Source organism: Acidovorax sp. JG5, from assembly GCF_017939685.1.
Lineage (GTDB): Bacteria > Pseudomonadota > Gammaproteobacteria > Burkholderiales > Burkholderiaceae_C > Acidovorax.
Window position 1 is genome coordinate 50,134 of sequence record NZ_JAGKSE010000013.1, and the last position, 16,004, is coordinate 66,137.

Here is a 16,004-nt window from a genome sequence, read left to right on the forward strand (position 1 = left end):
ACGCCGCCCCACCGGTCAGTCACCACAGGTTGCCATGGAATTTCCATGCCAATGCCATTGGCGACCCTACAAAAGGAAACCGCCGCACGTTGCCGCGCGGCGGTGTCTGGTCAGCGGCAGATTATGCCGCGTTTGCCGGGGGCTCAGGCCACCAGCTGGGCGTGCAGTTCCTGCACCGAATACACATCCAGGTTGTCGAGGTGCTTCATGCCTTCGACGGCCGCTTCGGCACCAAAGATGGTGGTGAACGTGGTGACCCGTGCCAGCAGCGACGAGGTGCGGATGGCCCGCGAGTCGGCGATGGCGTTGCGGCGCTCTTCCACCGTGTTGATAACCATGGCGATCTCGTTGTTCTTGATCATGTCCACGATGTGCGGGCGGCCCTCGGTCACCTTGTTGACCACTGCGACGGGCACACCAGCCTCGGCAATGGCAGCCGCCGTGCCCTTGGTCGCCACGAGTTCAAAACCCATGGCCACCAGATCGCGTGCGATCGCCACGGCGCGTGCCTTGTCGCTGTTCTTCACGGTAAGAAACACCTTGCCCGAGGTGGGCAGCTTGGTGCCCGCACCCATCTGGCTCTTCACGAAGGCCTCGCCAAAGGTCTTGCCCACGCCCATGACTTCACCGGTGGATTTCATCTCGGGGCCAAGGATGGTATCCACGCCCGGGAACTTGACGAACGGGAACACGGCCTCCTTCACGCTGAAGTACTGCGGCGTGACCTCCTTGGTGATGCCTTGCGAAGCCAGCGTCTGGCCGGCCATGCAGCGTGCCGCCACCTTGGCCAGCTGGATGCCGGTGGCCTTGCTGACGAAAGGCACCGTGCGCGAGGCGCGCGGGTTCACTTCGAGCACATAGATGATGTCCTTGCCATCGGCCTCCTGGATGGCGAATTGCACGTTCATCAGGCCGACCACGTTCAGGCCTTCGGCCATGGCCGCCGTCTGGCGCTTGATTTCATCGACCGTGGCCTTGGACAGGTAGTACGGCGGCAGCGAACAAGCCGAGTCGCCGCTGTGCACGCCGGCTTGCTCGATGTGCTCCATCACGCCACCAATGAAGGTCACGCCGGTCGAGTCGCGCACGCAATCCACATCGCACTCGATGGCGTTGGAGAGGAAGCGGTCGAGCAGCACGGGTGAGTCGTGGCTCACCTTCACGGCTTCGCGCATGTAGCGCTCCAGGTCGCGCTGCTCGTGCACGATTTCCATGGCGCGGCCACCCAGCACGTAGCTCGGGCGCACCACCAGCGGGTAGCCCAGGGCTGCGGCCTTTTCCAGGGCCTCGGCTTCGGTGCGCGCCGTGGCGTTGGGCGGCTGGCGCAATTGCAGCTTGTGCAGCAGCGCCTGGAAGCGCTCGCGGTCTTCAGCGGCATCGATCATGTCGGGGCTGGTGCCGATGATGGGCACGCCTGCGGCTTCCAGGTCGAGCGCCAGCTTCAGCGGCGTCTGGCCGCCGTATTGCACGATCACGCCGACCGGCTTTTCCTTGTCGACGATTTCCAGCACGTCTTCGAGCGTGACGGGCTCGAAATACAGGCGGTCCGAGGTGTCGTAGTCAGTGGACACTGTCTCGGGGTTGCAGTTGACCATGATGGTTTCATAACCATCCTCGCGCATGGCAAGGGCTGCGTGCACGCAGCAATAGTCGAACTCGATGCCCTGGCCGATGCGGTTGGGGCCACCGCCCAGCACCATGATCTTCTTGGCGTTGGTCGGCTCGGCTTCGCATTCCGCAACGCCGCCGTAGGGCGCGACCTCGTAGGTCGAATACAGGTAGGCGGTGTCGGTAGCGAACTCGGCCGCGCAGGTGTCCACGCGCTTGTACACGGGGCGCACATTGAGCGCACGGCGCGCTTCGCGCACGGCCTTTTCCGTGGTCTTGAGCAGTTTGGCCAGGCGGCGGTCGGAAAAACCCTTTTGCTTGAGCGAGTGCAGCGTGGCGGCATCGAGTGCGGCCAGGGCGGCATCGCCCTTGTCCACCACCAACTGGTCGAGCTCCAGCTCGATCTTCACGATCTGCTCGATCTGCACCAGGAACCACTTGTCGATCTTGGTCAGCTCGAACACCTCATCGACCGACAAGCCCATGGCAAACGCATCGCCCACGTACCAGATGCGCTCGGGGCCGGGCTCGCCCAGTTCCTTTTCGAGAACTTCGCGGTCCTGGGTCTTTTCGTTCATGCCATCCACGCCCACTTCCAGGCCACGCAAGGCTTTTTGGAAGGATTCCTGGAAAGTGCGACCCATGGCCATCACTTCGCCCACCGACTTCATCTGCGTGGTCAGGCGGCTGTCGGCCGTGGGGAATTTTTCGAACGCAAAACGCGGGATCTTGGTGACCACGTAGTCGATCGAGGGCTCGAACGATGCGGGCGTGGCGCCGCCCGTGATTTCGTTCTTGAGCTCGTCGAGCGTATAGCCCACGGCCAGCTTGGCCGCCACCTTGGCAATCGGGAAACCCGTGGCCTTGGAGGCGAGAGCCGAAGACCGCGACACACGCGGGTTCATCTCGATGACGATCATGCGGCCGTCCTTCGGGTTCACCGAGAACTGCACGTTGGAGCCGCCGGTGTCCACGCCGATCTCGCGCAGCACCGCCAGGCTGGCGTTGCGCATGATCTGGTATTCCTTGTCGGTCAGCGTCTGCGCGGGGGCCACCGTGATCGAGTCGCCGGTGTGCACGCCCATGGGGTCGAGGTTCTCAATGGAGCAGATGATGATGCAGTTGTCCGCCTTGTCCCGCACCACTTCCATCTCGTACTCTTTCCAGCCGAGCAGCGACTCTTCAATCAGCAGCTCATTGGTGGGCGAGGCTTCCAGGCCGCGCTTGCAGATGGTTTCGAACTCTTCGGGGTTGTAGGCAATGCCGCCGCCCGTGCCGCCCAGCGTGAAGCTGGGGCGGATCACCGTGGGGAAGCCCACGCTCTTTTGCACCGCCCAGGCCTCGTCCATGCTGTGGGCAATGCCCGAGCGGGCCGAACCCAGACCAATCTTGGTCATGGCGTCCTTGAACTTCAGGCGGTCTTCGGCCTTGTCGATGGCTTCGGGCGTGGCACCGATGAGCTCAACCTTGTACTTGTCGAGCACGCCGTTGTGCCACAGGTCCAGCGCGCAATTCAGCGCGGTCTGGCCGCCCATGGTGGGCAGGATGGCGTCGGGGCGCTCCTTGGCGATGATCTTCTCGACCGTCTGCCAGGTGATGGGCTCGATGTAGGTGACGTCGGCGGTGGCCGGGTCGGTCATGATCGTGGCAGGGTTGCTGTTGATCAGGATGACCTTGTAGCCCTCTTCGCGCAAGGCCTTGCAGGCCTGTACGCCGGAGTAGTCGAACTCGCAGGCCTGGCCAATGATGATGGGGCCGGCGCCGATGATGAGGACGCTTTTGATGTCGGTGCGCTTTGGCATTATTTTTTCTCCTGGGCCGTGGCCATCAATGCCGTGAAGCGGTCAAACAGGTAGGCAATATCGTGCGGGCCGGGCGATGCTTCGGGGTGGCCCTGGAAGCAGAACGCCGGCTTGTCGGTGCGCACCAGGCCCTGCAGCGTGCCATCGAACAGGCTGATGTGCGTGGGACGCAGGTTGGCGGGCAGCGACTCCATCTCCACCGCAAAGCCGTGGTTCTGGCTGGTGATGCTGACGCGGCCCGTGTCCAGGTCTTTCACCGGATGGTTGGCGCCGTGGTGGCTGTTGTCCATCTTGAAGGTTTTGGCGCCGCTGGCCAGGGCCATGATCTGGTGGCCCAGGCAGATGCCGAAGGTGGGAACGCCGCTGTCGATGATCTGGCGCACCGCCGTGATGGCGTAGTCGCAGGCCGCAGGATCACCAGGGCCGTTGGACAGAAACACGCCGTCGGGGTTCATCGCCAGCACTTCGGCGGCCGGCGCCTGTGCGGGCACCACCGTCAGCTTGCAACCGCGCTCGGCCAGCATGCGCAGGATGTTCAGCTTCACACCGTAGTCGTAGGCCACCACATGAAAGCGCGGAGCGGTCTGCGTGCCGTAGCCCGAGCCCAGCTTCCACTCGGTCTGGCTCCAGGGGTAAGCGGTGGGCGTGGTCACGACCTTGGCCAGGTCCAGGCCCTTCATGCTGGGCGCGGCTTTGGCTGCGGCCAGCGCGGCGTCGATGCGCGCCTGCGTCACGGCCTCACCGGCCGCCAGGCCGACGATGGCACCGTTTTGCGCGCCCTTGCTGCGCAGCAGGCGGGTGAGCTTGCGGGTGTCGATGTTGGCAATGGCCACCGTCTTCTGGCGCACGAGGTACTGCGACAGCGTTTCGGTCGATCGGAAATTGCTGGCCAGCAAGGGCAGGTCCTTGATGATGAGGCCTGCGGCATGGACCTTGTCAGCTTCGATATCCTCGGTGTTGACGCCGTAATTGCCGATGTGCGGATACGTGAGGGTCACGATCTGCTGGCAATAGCTGGGGTCGGTGAGGATTTCCTGGTAGCCGGTGATGGCGGTGTTGAACACCACTTCGCCGAAGGTGGTGCCCACCTCTGCCGATGAAGCACCAATCGAATTGCCGATAAAGACCGTGCCGTCTGCGAGCGCCAGGATGGCGGAGGGCAAGTTTCCCTGTAGAGACAAAAGCACTGGATTCTCCGGATGGTTACGGTCGCCCGGCGCCTGCAGGCCGCTCGCGCAACGAATGCCGGCGGCTGCTCTCAGATGGGTTGTTGCTTTGGGTGCGATCGGGCGACGCTGTTGCGAGAAAAGCCCCTGATTATACCCGGCGACACCCTGCCCCGAATGCCCTCATGCCACCGGGCAGCATCGACGCAGGGGTCGGCAGCACGCCACGCAAAGTGCTGCACTTTCAAAAAACCACCCCGCCCAGACCACTCACATTTCAGCGCATGGCGCCGCTGGCATGCAGGCAGATGGCAGCGGCGGCGGCCACGTTCAGCGACTCCTCTCCGCCCGGCTGCGCAATGCGGATGCGCTGGTCGGCCTGCGCCTCCAGCGCGGGCGACACGCCCTGCCCTTCATGGCCCAGCACCCAGGCGCATGGCCACGGCAAGGCGGCGCGGTGCAAAAAACTACCGGTGTGCGAGCTGGTGACCAGCAGCGGCACAGCCAGCCCCTGCAAATCATCGAGCGCAAGCCCTTCCACCAGGTCCAGCGCAAAATGCGCGCCCATGCCCGCGCGCAGCACCTTGGGCGCCCACAGCGCCGCACTGCCCTTGAGCGCCGCCACCTGCCGAAAGCCAAACGCCGATGCGCTGCGCAGGATGGAACCCACGTTGCCCGCATCCTGCACCCGGTCTAGCACCACCGTGGCCACGCCGGCCTGCAGACCCCTCGGCGCGGCGGCATCCACCACAAACCCCATGGGCGCCGGCGATTCCAGGCCGCTGATGTCGGCAAACAAGGTGTCAGCAATCACTACTACTTTAATAGCTGCTTGTGCATACTGAGCGGGCGCTTGAGGCCAAAAAGACTCTGCAAATACGGCGATGGCGGGCCGCACGCCCCGCTGCAGCGCAGCGCTGCACAGGTGATCGCCCTCCAGCCAGACACGGCCCTGCTTGCGGTAGGCCGTGCTGTCCTGCGCCAGCCTGCGCAGGTCTTTGACAAAGGCGTTGTCACGCGAGTGGATGACGGTCAGGGGAGCGGTGGTCATGCGATGTCCCGGGCGGGCAAAGAAGGGGCGACGGGTGCCAGGCCAATCAGCCAAGTACTTTGGCCACGGGCGCAAAGCTGCGCCGGTGGTGGATGCAGGCACCGTGCTCGCGCAAGGCGGCCATGTGCACGGCCGTGCCGTAGCCCTTGTGGCCGGCAAAGCCGTATTGCGGGAACTGCTCGTCGACCTGCACGCACCAGCGGTCACGGTGCACCTTGGCCAGAATGGACGCGGCCGAGATGGCGGGCACCAGCGCGTCGCCTTTGACAATGGCCTCGGCGGGCATGTCCAGCGTGGGCAGCCGGTTGCCATCCACCAGCACCATCCTGGGCTTGAGCCGCAGACCCAGCACGGCGCGGCGCATGGTCAGCAGCGTGGCCTGCAGGATGTTGAGGCGGTCGATCTCCTCGACGCTGGCCTCGGCAATGCTGCAGCACAGCGCCTTGGCGCGGATTTCGTCAAACAGGGCCTCGCGCCGCGCGGACGTGAGCTTCTTGGAGTCGGCCAGTCCGGCAATGGGATGCAGGTCATCGAGAATGACCGCAGCGGCCACCACGGGCCCCGCCAGCGGGCCCCGACCGGCCTCGTCCACCCCCGCCACCAGGCCGGGGGAATGCCAGGGCAGGCTGGCCTGTTCAGGCGGCAAGGATTTTCTGGATCGCATCGGCAGCCAGTCGGGGGGTGTCGCGCTGCAGGCTTTGGTGCAGCGCGGTGAAGCGCTGCTCGAGCGCGGTGATTTTTTCACTCTGGTGCGCGCGAGCGTCGAGCCACTGCAGCGTGGCCGCAGCAAGCGCCCGGGGCGTCGCGGCGTCCTGGATCAGTTCGGGCACGACAAAGTCGCGGCACAGGATGTTAGGCAGGCCCACCCAAGGCTGCAGCTGCTTGCGCCGCATGAGCCACCAGCTCACGGAATGCATGCGGTAGCCAATCACCATGGGACGCTTGAACAGCGCGGCCTCCAGCGTGGCGGTGCCGCTGGCGATCAGCGTGACATCGCAAGCGGCCAGCACGGCGTGGGACTGGCCGGTGACGATGTGCAGTGCACCGCCCAAGCCGCTGGCATGGGCCAGCTGCTCGATGCGTTTGCGCAGGGCGGGCACCGCCGGCACTATTAATTTAATAGCTGGTCGCGCTTTAAGAATAAGCGCTGCAGCCTGAAAGAACGGCAAAGCAATGTAATCCACCTCGGCGGACCGGCTACCCGGCAGGATGGCCAGCACCTCGTCGTTTTCGTGCAACCCCAGCTGCGCCCTGGCGCCATGGCGGTCGGGCACCATGGGAATGACATTCGCCAGCGGGTGTCCGACATACGTTGCGGCAATTCCATGCTGCGCCAGCAAGGCAGGCTCGAATGGAAAGATGCACAGCACATGGTCTGCACTGCGGCGGATTTTTTCGACCCGATCGGCACGCCAGGCCCAGATCGACGGGCACACAAAATGCACGGTCTTGACGCCGGCAGCGCGCAGATCGGCTTCGAGGCCCAGGTTGAAATCGGGCGCATCCACGCCAATGAACACATCGGGCCGGTCTTGCAGCAAGCGCGCGCGCAACTGCTTGCGAATGCCCAGGATGTCGCGCAACCGGCGCAGCACCTCCATGCTGTAGCCATGCACCGCGAGCCGCTCGCTGGGCCACCAGGCCGTGAAGCCCCGGCGCGCCATCTGCGGCCCGCCAATGCCCAGCGCCTGCAACCCGGGCCACTGTGCCTGCAGGCCGTCGAGCAGCAGCCCCGCCAGCAGGTCGCCCGATGTTTCGCCTGCCACCATGGCAACGCGGGGGGATGCGTTCATCACCAGCCCCTCAGCGCGCGATGCCGCGCGTGGCGTCGGCCAGGAACTGCTCCATCATCGCCACGTCGCCACCTGCATCGGGCACCGACTGCACCAGGTCTGCGATGGCCGCACGCGCGGCCTCCAGGGTGAGGCCCTGGCGATAGAGCAGCTTGTGCATCTGCTTGACGGCGCCCACGCGCTCGGGCGAAAAGCCGCGGCGGCGCAGACCCACCACGTTGTAGCCGCGCACGGCCAGCGGGTTGCCATCGACCAGCATGAAGGGGGGCACGTCTTGCGCCACGGCACTGGCAAAACCCACCATTGCATGCGCCCCGATCTTCACGAACTGGTGGATGCCGGTGAGCCCGCCCACCGTCACCCAGTCACCCAGGTGCACATGACCGGCCAGCGTGGTGTTGTTGGCCAGCGTGGTGTGGTTGCCCACATGGCAATCGTGGGCGATGTGGGTGTAGGCCATGATCCAGTTGTCATCACCCACCGTGGTGATTCCGCCGGCCTGGGGCACCCCGAGGTTCAGGGTGCAGAACTCGCGGATGGTATTGCGGTCGCCAATCACCAGCTCGGTGGGCTCGCCCGCATACTTTTTGTCCTGGGGGATCGCGCCGATGGAGTTGAATTGGAAGATTTGGTTGTCACGGCCCAGCGTAGTGCGCCCGTCGATCACGCAGTGCGCGCCCACCGTGGTGCCCGCCCCGATGACCACATGGGCACCGATCACGCTGTAAGGCCCGATGCTGGCCGTTGCGTCGATTTGAGCGCGCGGATCGACGATGGCAGTGGGATGGATGTTGCTCACGGCTGGCAAAGGCGCACTCAGCCAACGTTGCGCATCGTGCACATGAGTTCGGCCTCGCAGGCCACTTCCTCGCCCACACGCGCCACGGCCTTGAACTTCCAGATGCCGCCACGCACCCGGTCGATGGCGATGTCCAGGATCAACTGGTCGCCCGGCTCCACCGGGCGCTTGAAGCGCGCACCGTCGATGCCGACAAAATAGTAAATGTTGTTTGCATCAGGCACCTTGCCCATGGCATCGAACGCCAGCAGACCCGCCGCCTGGGCCAGCGCTTCCAGGATCAGCACACCCGGCATGACGGGGTGACCGGGAAAGTGCCCCATGAAATAAGGCTCGTTAAACGTCACGTTCTTGATCGCCTTGATGCGGGTGTTGCTCTCAAGCTCGATCACCTTGTCCACCAACAGAAACGGGTAGCGGTGGGGCAGTTGCTTGAGAATTGCGTGGATATCCATCATCGAGTTGTTCTTCCGTTCATGCTGCCTTGAGAGCCTGCTCCAGCGCCTTGATGCGCTCTCGCAAGCTGTACAGTTGTTTGAGTGTGGCAGCGTTTTTTTCCCAGCGCGCATTGTCGTCGATAGGGAACATGCCTGTGTACTGGCCCGGCTTGGTGAGCGAGCGCGTGACCACCGTGGCTGCAGAGATGTGCACGTTGTCGGCCAGCTCCAGGTGGCCCAGCACGATGGCGCCTCCACCCACGGTGCAGTGCGCGCCAATGGTGGCACTGCCGGCCACGCCCACGCACCCGGCCATGGCCGAGTGTTTGCCGATATGCACGTTGTGACCGATCTGGATCAGGTTGTCGAGCTTCACGCCGTCTTCAATGACGGTGTCCTGCAGCGCACCGCGATCAATGCAGGTGTTGGCACCAATTTCCACATCGTCGCCAATGCGCACCGCGCCCAGCTGCTCGATCTTGACCCATTCGCCGCCCTGCGGCGCAAAGCCAAAACCGTCGGCACCGATCACCACACCGGTATGCACGATGCAGCGCGCGCCGATATGGCAGTTTTCCCCCACCGTCACGCGCGACTTGAGCACCGTGCCTGCGCCAATGTGCGCACCGCGCTCGACAACGCAAAGCGGCCCCACCGAGGCACTGGGGTGCACCACCGCCGCCGCATCCACCACGGCGCTGGGGTGCACACCGGGTTGCACGGCTGCGCCATGGTGCTGCCGCCAAAGCTGCGTCACCCGGGCGAAATAGACATAGGGGTTGTCCGCCACAATGCATGCGCCGCGCGCCAGCGCGGGCTCACGCATGGCGGGCGCCACAATGACACAGGCCGCCCGGGAGGCGGCCAGTTGTTGCTGGTAACGCGGGTGGCTCAGGAAACTGATGTCGCCTGGGCCGGCGGTTTCGAGCGGCGCAATACGCAGGATTGCGGTGTCCCGCAGCCCCCCTTCCAGCGAACCACCCAGCGCGTCAACAATGGCTCCAAGGAGCAAGCTCACGCGCCACCTGCCCTGCGCAGCGGCTTATTTGCCGGCACCATTCAGCGCCTTGATCACCCGGTCAGTGATGTCGTGCTTGGGGTTGATGTAGACGGCTTCCTGCAGGATCACGTCGTACTTTTCGGCTTCGGCAACCTGCTTGACCACCTTGTTAGCACGCTCCAGAACTTGGGCGAGTTCTTCGTTCTTGCGGGCGTTCAGATCTTCCTGGAACTCACGACGCTTGCGCTGGAATTCTCGGTCCTGGTCCACCAGCTGGCGCTGGCGCGTAGTGCGCTGGCTTTCGGCCATGGTGGGGGCCTCACGCTCAAATTTCTCGGTCGCCGTCTTCAGGGTGTTGCCCATGTCGATGAGCTCCTTCTCGCGACGGGAAAACTCCTGCTCCAGCTTGGCCTGGGCCGCCTTGGCAGTGGTGGCTTCGCGGAAGATGCGGTCGGTGTTGACAAAACCGGCCTTGAATTCTTGTGCCTGCAGTGCAGGGGCAGCCATGGCCAGCGAGCCCAGCAGCAGGGCCAGGTTGAAATGGCGGGAAAGTGATTTCATTAGAAGGACGTACCAATCTGGAATTGAAGTTTCTGGATTCTATCGCCGGCGAACTTGCGCACCGGTTGTGCATAGGCTAGACGCAGCGGACCCAGGGGGGAAATCCAGCTCAGGCCCACGCCCGCAGATGCGCGCATATCGCTGAAACTGACCTTGTCATTTTCGCCATACACATTACCCACATCGACGAAAGTGAAAATGCGCAGCGTGCGGTCATTGCCTGCGCCTGGAAAGGGTGCCATCAATTCGGCATTGAGAGTGACTTTCCTGGGCCCGCCCAAGGATGCGCCCGTGACATCGCGCGGGCCGAGAGTGCCCTGGTCAAAACCACGCACCGAACCCAGGCCACCGGAGTAGAAGTTCTTGAACACGGGAAACGGCCGACCGTTCAAGCCCTTGCCATAGCCCAGTTCGCCATTGAAGGCCAGCGTGAACCGCTTGTTCAGCGGCACATATTGCTGGTATTGGTAATTCGCCCGCAGGTAGCGCGCGTCGCCGGCCACCGACCATTCGGAATTGAGCCGCTGGTAGCGACCGGAATTCGGTGCCAGCGCACTGTCGCGGTCATCGCGTGACCAGCCAATGGTCAGGGGAACGGAGTTACTGGAACTGCCGTAGGTGTCGGCGTAGGCCAGGTAAGCGGCCGGCATGTTGGTGCCCGCCTTGATCTTGGTCTGCTCGATACCACCGCCAAAGAAAACAGTATCGGTTTCGCTGAAGGGCACCCCAAAGCGCACCGAGGCTCCCGTGGTGACCAACTGATAATTGCCGCCCTGCTCGTCATAGGGCTTGTCGGTTCGGTAATAAGCGTCCAGGGTGCGCGAGATGCCGTCCTGGGTGAAATACGGGTCGGTGGTGCTCAACACCAAAGTCCGCCGGTATTTGCTGGTATTGACATCCACCCCCAGGTAGTTGCCGGAGCCGAAAACGTTTTCCTGTTTGATGGCAAACGACAGTGACACCTTTTCAGCGCTGGAAAAACCGGCACCGAGTTGCAGGGAACCGGTGGGCTTTTCGGCCACATTGATCACCAGGTCAACCTGGTCGGGCGATCCAGGCACTTCCTGGGTTTCAATCCCCACCTCGGTGAAGTAGCCCAGCCGGTCCACGCGATCGCGAGACAGACGGATCTTTTCGCCGTCGTACCACGAGGCCTCGAACTGCCGGAATTCGCGGCGCACGACTTCATCACGGGTGCGGTTGTTGCCGCTCACATTGATGCGCCGCACATAGACCCTGCGGGCCGGCTCGGCCTGCAGCACCAGCGCCACACGGTTGTTTTCACGATCAATCTCCGGTACCGCCTCGACACGCGCGAATGCAAACCCGAAGCGCCCAAAATATTCGGAAAAAGCCTTGGTGGTTTCGGTGACCTGATCGGCGTTGTAGGGCTCGCCAGGACGAATGGTGACCAGCGATTTGAACTCGTCTTCGCGATCGAGGTAATTGCCTTCGAGCTTGACCCCCGACACCACGAAACGCTCGCCTTCAGTCACATTGACCACAATGGAGATGTCCTGCTTGTCGGGCGAGATGGCCACCTGGGTGGAGTCCACACGAAACTCAAGGTAGCCGCGCTGAAGATAGTAGGAACGCAGCGTTTCCAGATCGGCATTGAGCTTGGCGCGGGCATAGCGGTCCGATTTGGTGTACCAGCTCAGCCAGCCGCCAGTGTCCTGATCGAACAGCCCCTTGAGCGTGGACTCGCTGAACGCCTTGTTGCCGACAATGCGCACTTCCTTGATGCGAGCCGGCTCGCCTTCCACCACAGTGAAGGTGAGGTTGACACGGTTACGCTCGATGGGCGTCACGGTGGTCACCACCTCGGCGCCGTACAAGCTTTTGTTGATGTACTGGCGCTTGAGTTCCTGCTCTGCCCGATCGGCCAATGCCTTGTCGTAGGGGCGACCTTCGGTCAGCCCCACGTCGCGCATGCTCTTTTTGAGCGCTTCCTTGTCGAACTCCTTGGTGCCCGCGAACTCAACGTCGGCAATGGTGGGGCGCTCTTCCACCACCACCACCAGCACGTTGCCAGTGGCCTCCAGCCGCACGTCCTTGAAAAGCCCCAGGCCAAACAGGGCCCGAATGGCGGCGGCGCCCTTTTCGTCGTTGTAGTCATCGCCCACCCGCAGCGGCATGGAAGCGAAAATGGTACCGGGCTCTACGCGCTGCAGACCCTCCACCCGAATATCCTGCACCTTGAACGGCTCCAGGGCCCATGCCGCATTGGCGACCAAAACCATGGCTGCAACAGCCGATGCGGTACGCACGCCCAGGCGATTGATGTGTTTTTTCATGAATGAAGCGGGAGCCGCATGACGCAGGGAAATGCGGCAAAAAGGTTAGCCAAAGAGCCGGGTGATATCGTTGAACAGGGCAATGGACATCATGAGAAGAAGAACCGCAACGCCACCGCGCTGCAGGTGTTCCATCCATGCATCCGACACCTTCCTGCCGGTCACACCCTCCCAAAGATAATACATCAGGTGCCCGCCATCGAGGACCGGCAAGGGAAGCAGGTTCAGCACGCCCAGGCTCACGCTGATGAGTGCCAGAAACACCAGGTACTGCGTGAAGCCCATGCTGGCCGAGCGGCCCGCGTAGTCGGCAATCGTCAAGGGGCCACTCAGATTTTTCAGGGAGGCCTGGCCCACCACCATGCGGCCCATCATGCGCAGTGTCAGGACGGACACGTCCCAGGTGCGCACAACGCCGTTCCACAAGCCCTCCAACGGGCCGTGCTGAACGATCACAAACTCAGGCGGCGCGCCTACATAGGCACCGATGCGGCCCACACTGGCGCTTTGTTCCTTGTGGACGTCGGGCATCACGTCCACGGTCAGTTGCTGACTGCCGCGCTCGATGCGCCAGGCCTGCACCACGGCCGCATCGGCGCGAACGGACTGGCGAATCAGCTCACGCAACTGCTGGCCATCCACCACATCCACGGCACCTATTTTCAGCACGACATCGCCCTGGCGCAGCCCCGCGCGCTGCGCGGCGCCATCGGCCATGATTTCACCCAGCACCGGACGTGTCCAGGGCCCCAGAAGCCCCACTTTGCGAAAGAGCTGCGCATCGGCCTCGCGTGTGTCGATCTGCGCCATGTCGAGCGACACCTCACGGTGCGCGCCGCCGGGTGTGGGTTCGACCTCCAACCGGACCCTTTGGCCTTCGAGGGCGCCGCGGGTCAACAACCAGCGCAAGTCTTCAAAAGAACGCACTGGCTCCAGTTCGTCCGAACCGAGGGCCGCACTGTGCACCAGCTCACCACCGCGCAATCCGGCCACCTGCGCCACCGAGCCCGCCACGGGGCTGGCCAGCAGCGCCTTGGGTTCCTGGACACCGATCCAGTTCACCACCGAATACAGCAACATGGCCAGCAGCAGGTTGGCAATGGGGCCCGCTGCCACGATGGCCGCGCGCGAACGCAAGGGCTGGGTATTGAACGCAAGGTGACGCTCGGCCTCGGGCACCGGCGCCTCGCGCTCATCGAGCATGCGCACATAGCCGCCCAACGGGAAGGCACTGAGCACAAACTCGGTGGATGAGCCCTTGGGTTGCCAGCGCAGCAGCGGCTTGCCAAAACCCACCGAAAACCGCAGCACCTTGACACCACACGCCACCGCCACCCGGTAATGCCCGTATTCGTGCACAGCGATCAGCACGCCCAGGGCAACAACGAAAGCAACAAGGGTCAGCAGCATGCAAAGGCTCCGTGAATTAACCGCATTCAGGCTGCCAGACGGCCGGCGGCCTGCTCGGCCACACTGCGCGCCTGGGCATCCAGGGCCAGCAAGGCATTGAGCGAATCGGGATTGGAGGGCGAAACCGCCTCCAAAGTTGCAAGATTGAGGTGGTGAATCTGGTCAAACCGGATGCGGCGCTCCAGAAACGCCGCCACAGCTACCTCGTTGGCCGCGTTCAGCACCGCCGTCGTGCCCTGCGGAGCCGCCAGGGCATCCCACGCCAGCTGCAATCCGGGAAAGCGGTCGCGATGGCCATGGTCGTCGATGGCTTCGAAGGTCATGGCCGAGAGTGCATGAAAATTGAGCGCCGAGGCCCCCGACTCGACCCGCTCGGGCCACGCCAGACCATAGGCGATGGGCACCCGCATGTCCGGGGTGCCCAACTGTGCCACCACCGATGTGTCCCGGTACTGCACCATCGAGTGGATGATGCTTTGCGGATGGATCACCACATCCAATTGCGACGGAGCCACGCCAAACAGGTAGCGCGCCTCAATCACTTCCAGCGCCTTGTTCATCATCGTGGCCGAGTCCACTGAAATCTTGCGCCCCATGCTCCAGTTGGGATGGGCACAGGCCTGCTCTGGCGTGACGTCGCGCAGCGAATCGGGTGTTCGGGTGCGAAACGGCCCGCCCGATGCGGTCAGAATGATTTTCTCGACCCGCTGGCTCCAGGTGGCAGGATCTTCGGGCAGCGACTGGAAAATGGCCGAATGCTCGCTGTCGATCGGCAGCAACGTGGCCGCGCCTTCGCGCACCGCGTCCAGAAACACGTCGCCGCCCACCACCAGCGCCTCCTTGTTGGCCAGCAGCAAGCGCTTTCCGGCCCAGGCCGCCGCCAGGCAGGGCGCCAGCCCTGCAGAGCCGACAATGGCCGCCATGACCGTATCCACATCGTCATTGGATGCTATTATTTCAAGAGCATCAGGCGATTGAAGGACGGTCGTTTCAAGCCCATTTACCTTGATTTTCTCGGCCAACAGACGGCCATGGGGCGCGCTGGCCATCACCGCAAAGCGGGGCCTGAACTGTGCGCACTGCGCCAGCATCAGGTCCACCTGGGTGGCGGCGCTCAAGGCAAACACTTCAAACCGGTCGGGGTGACGCGCCACCACGTCGAGCGTGCTGGTACCAATGGAGCCGGTAGAGCCCAAAACAGTGAGTCGTTGTTTCATAGAGGGGTTGTCAGGCGGGTCAGCATCAGGGCCAGAGGGAGCGTGGGCAACAAGGCATCCACCCGGTCCAGCACACCGCCATGCCCTGGCAGCAGGCCACTGCTGTCTTTCACGCCCGCGCTGCGCTTGATCAGCGATTCCACCAGGTCACCGGCCACGCTCATGGCCACCATGAACAAAACTGAAATCACCAGCAACCACCCATCCTGCTGCGCCAGGCGGCTGTAAAAACTGGGCACAGTGGCCTGCCAGTGGACATCTGCGGCAACCCAGGCAAATGCCAGCACGATCACGCCCGCCAGAGCGCCCCATACCCCTTCCCAGCTCTTGCCCGGGCTGATGGAAGGCGCCAGCTTGGTTTTGGTGAAGCGCAAGCCAAAGGCACGGCCAGCAAAATAGGCAAAGATATCGGCCACCCACACCAGCACCAGCACCGACAGCAGAAAATTGACGCCCAGATGGCGCGCCTGCACCACGGCCAGCCAAGCCAGCCACAGCGCCAGCACACCGGCCACCAGACGCACGCCCGCAGGAATGCGCGCCCAGCCCGGCACGCCGGCGCGCAGCAGCCAGGCCGCGCACAGCACCCACAGGCCACCACCAACAATCCACAGGGCCGTCAGGGGCCGGTCAATCCAGCCCAGCGCCCAGGACGCAGCACACAAGGCAACGCAGGCGGCGCCCACGGCCAGCGAGCCGGCCTGGCCATAGCCGCTCAACCGCCCCCACTCCCACGCACCAGCGGCCATGAGCACCAACACGACCAGCGTGAACGGCACCGTGGATGGATAAAAAAGCGCGGGCAGCAGGATAGCCAGCAGGACAAGGGCGGTGATGACACGCTGGAGAAGCATGGGGCCTTT

At 63.5% G+C, this 16,004-nt stretch carries 13 protein-coding genes; all 13 read right to left on the reverse strand.

Annotation, left to right across the window (positions count from 1 at the left end; genetic code table 11):
• Positions 1-143: 143 nt before the first annotated feature.
• The 13 genes from carB to J8G26_RS13625 all read right to left on the reverse strand — a co-directional run bounded on the left by carB (position 144) and on the right by J8G26_RS13625 (position 15,995).
• Positions 144-3,410, reverse strand: coding sequence for a carbamoyl-phosphate synthase large subunit (gene carB / locus J8G26_RS13565; RefSeq protein ID WP_210569529.1), 3,267 nt, complete (start codon positions 3,408-3,410; stop codon positions 144-146).
• A complete protein-coding gene (gene carA / locus J8G26_RS13570) occupies positions 3,410-4,597 on the reverse strand; it encodes a glutamine-hydrolyzing carbamoyl-phosphate synthase small subunit (protein WP_210569531.1) in 1,188 nt (395 codons plus the stop codon). Before carA ends, carB begins: the two co-directional genes overlap by 1 nt.
• 256 nt (positions 4,598-4,853) lie before the next feature.
• A complete protein-coding gene (locus tag J8G26_RS13575) occupies positions 4,854-5,627 on the reverse strand; it encodes an RNA methyltransferase (protein WP_210569533.1) in 774 nt (257 codons plus the stop codon).
• Positions 5,628-5,673: 46 nt separating this feature from the next.
• Positions 5,674-6,291, reverse strand: a complete 618-nt coding sequence (rnhB, locus tag J8G26_RS13580; RefSeq protein ID WP_210569535.1) for a ribonuclease HII — start codon at positions 6,289-6,291, stop codon at positions 5,674-5,676.
• On the reverse strand, positions 6,263-7,420 hold the full coding sequence (lpxB, locus tag J8G26_RS13585) for a lipid-A-disaccharide synthase (RefSeq protein WP_210569537.1): 1,158 nt from the start codon (positions 7,418-7,420) through the stop codon (positions 6,263-6,265). Before lpxB ends, rnhB begins: the two co-directional genes overlap by 29 nt.
• A 10-nt stretch (positions 7,421-7,430) precedes the next feature.
• The gene (lpxA, locus tag J8G26_RS13590; RefSeq protein WP_210569539.1) at positions 7,431-8,219 is read right to left on the reverse strand and encodes an acyl-ACP--UDP-N-acetylglucosamine O-acyltransferase; all 789 of its coding nucleotides are present in this window, start codon (positions 8,217-8,219) and stop codon (positions 7,431-7,433) included.
• 17 nt (positions 8,220-8,236) lie between these two features.
• Positions 8,237-8,677 carry a 3-hydroxyacyl-ACP dehydratase FabZ gene (gene fabZ, locus J8G26_RS13595; protein WP_210569543.1) on the reverse strand — a complete coding sequence of 147 codons (441 nt, stop codon included), beginning with the start codon at positions 8,675-8,677 and terminating at the stop codon, positions 8,237-8,239.
• A 16-nt stretch (positions 8,678-8,693) separates the two neighbouring features.
• A complete protein-coding gene (gene lpxD / locus J8G26_RS13600) occupies positions 8,694-9,674 on the reverse strand; it encodes a UDP-3-O-(3-hydroxymyristoyl)glucosamine N-acyltransferase (protein WP_210569545.1) in 981 nt (326 codons plus the stop codon).
• Positions 9,675-9,698: 24 nt separating this feature from the next.
• Positions 9,699-10,217, reverse strand: coding sequence for an OmpH family outer membrane protein (locus J8G26_RS13605; protein WP_210569547.1), 519 nt, complete (start codon positions 10,215-10,217; stop codon positions 9,699-9,701).
• Positions 10,217-12,514, reverse strand: coding sequence for an outer membrane protein assembly factor BamA (gene bamA, locus J8G26_RS13610; protein ID WP_210569549.1), 2,298 nt, complete (start codon positions 12,512-12,514; stop codon positions 10,217-10,219). The genes J8G26_RS13605 and bamA overlap by 1 nt, the downstream gene beginning before the upstream one ends.
• Before the next feature lie 45 nt (positions 12,515-12,559).
• Positions 12,560-13,924, reverse strand: coding sequence for an RIP metalloprotease RseP (rseP, locus tag J8G26_RS13615; RefSeq protein ID WP_210569551.1), 1,365 nt, complete (start codon positions 13,922-13,924; stop codon positions 12,560-12,562).
• A 26-nt stretch (positions 13,925-13,950) separates the two neighbouring features.
• Entirely contained in the window at positions 13,951-15,141 is a 1,191-nt protein-coding gene (ispC, locus tag J8G26_RS13620; protein ID WP_210569553.1) for a 1-deoxy-D-xylulose-5-phosphate reductoisomerase, read from the reverse strand.
• A complete protein-coding gene (locus J8G26_RS13625) occupies positions 15,138-15,995 on the reverse strand; it encodes a phosphatidate cytidylyltransferase (protein WP_210569555.1) in 858 nt (285 codons plus the stop codon). The genes ispC and J8G26_RS13625 overlap by 4 nt, the downstream gene beginning before the upstream one ends.
• Positions 15,996-16,004: the final 9 nt, after the last annotated feature.